Consider the following 1767-nt stretch of genomic DNA (forward strand, 5'->3'; position numbering starts at 1 on the left):
TGGGGTGGTGGGTGGCTGGTCGTTGCTTGAGAACTACACAGTGGACGCGAGCATCTGTGGCCAAGTTTTTAAGGGCGCACGGTGGATGCCTTGGCACCAGGAACCGATGAAGGACGTGGGAGGCCACGATAGTCCCCGGGGAGCCGTCAACCAGGCTTTGATCCGGGGGTTTCCGAATGGGGAAACCCGGCAGTCGTCATGGGCTGTCACCCACTGCTGAACACATAGGCAGTGTGGAGGGAACGAGGGGAAGTGAAACATCTCAGTACCCTCAGGAAGAGAAAACAACCGTGATTCCGGGAGTAGTGGCGAGCGAAACCGGATGAGGCCAAACCGTATGCGTGTGATACCCGGCAGGGGTTGCGCATGCGGGGTTGTGGGATCTCTTTTTCATCGTCTGCCGGCGATGAGACGAGTCAGAAACCGTTGATGTAGGCGAAGGACATGCGAAAGGTCCGGCGTAGAGGGTAAGACCCCCGTAGCTGAAACATCAACGGCTCGTTTAAGAGACACCCAAGTAGCACGGGGCCCGAGAAATCCCGTGTGAATCTGGCGGGACCACCCGCTAAGCCTAAATATTCCCTGGTGACCGATAGCGGATAGTACCGTGAGGGAATGGTGAAAAGTACCGCGGGAGCGGAGTGAAATAGTACCTGAAACCGTGTGCCTACAAGCCGTGGGAGCGTCGCTGTATGTGCTTGCACATGCAGTCGTGACTGCGTGCCTTTTGAAGAATGAGCCTGCGAGTTTGCGGTGTGTTGCGAGGTTAACCCGTGTGGGGAAGCCGTAGCGAAAGCGAGTCCGAACAGGGCGATTCAGTAGCGCGCTCAAGACCCGAAGCGGAGTGATCTAGCCATGGGCAGGTTGAAGCGGAGGTAAGACTTCGTGGAGGACCGAACCCACCAGGGTTGAAAACCTGGGGGATGACCTGTGGTTAGGGGTGAAAGGCCAATCAAACTCCGTGATAGCTGGTTCTCCCCGAAATGCATTTAGGTGCAGCGTCGTGTGTTTCTTGCCGGAGGTAGAGCACTGGATAGGCGATGGGCCCTACCGGGTTACTGACCTTAGCCAAACTCCGAATGCCGGTAAGTGAGAGCACGGCAGTGAGACTGTGGGGGATAAGCTCCATGGTCGAGAGGGAAACAGCCCAGAGCATCGACTAAGGCCCCTAAGCGTACGCTAAGTGGGAAAGGATGTGGAGTCGCAGAGACAACCAGGAGGTTGGCTTAGAAGCAGCCACCCTTGAAAGAGTGCGTAATAGCTCACTGGTCAAGTGATTCCGCGCCGACAATGTAGCGGGGCTCAAGCGTACCGCCGAAGTCGTGTCATTCCAGCATGAGGGCCAACGCCCGCTGGGATGGGTAGGGGAGCGTCGTGTGCCGGGTGAAGCAGCCGCGGAAGCGAGTTGTGGACGGTTCACGAGTGAGAATGCAGGCATGAGTAGCGATACACACGTGAGAAACGTGTGCGCCGATTGACTAAGGGTTCCTGGGTCAAGCTGATCTGCCCAGGGTAAGTCGGGACCTAAGGCGAGGCCGACAGGCGTAGTCGATGGACAACCGGTTGATATTCCGGTACCCGCTTTGAAACGCCCAATATCGAGCCCATTAATGCTAAGGCCGTGAAGCCGCCGGCTGAGTCTTCGGACGAGGTCGGAGTGGTGGAGCCGCTGACCCAAGGTGGTAGTAGGTAAGCGATGGGGTGACGCAGGAAGGTAGTCCAGCCCGGGCGGTGGTTGTCCCGGGGTAAGGGTGTAGGACGTACGTA

Annotated in this window: 1 rRNA gene (running past one end of the window); it reads left to right on the top strand. The window is 57.6% G+C overall.

Going from position 1 to position 1767, the window contains the following annotated elements:
• Positions 1–58 precede the first annotated feature (58 nt).
• Positions 59–1767: ribosomal RNA gene (locus AC067Z_RS38510) — 23S ribosomal RNA — on the top strand; it runs 1483 nt beyond the window's last position.

Source organism: Streptomyces sp. NPDC043812, from assembly GCF_056436245.1.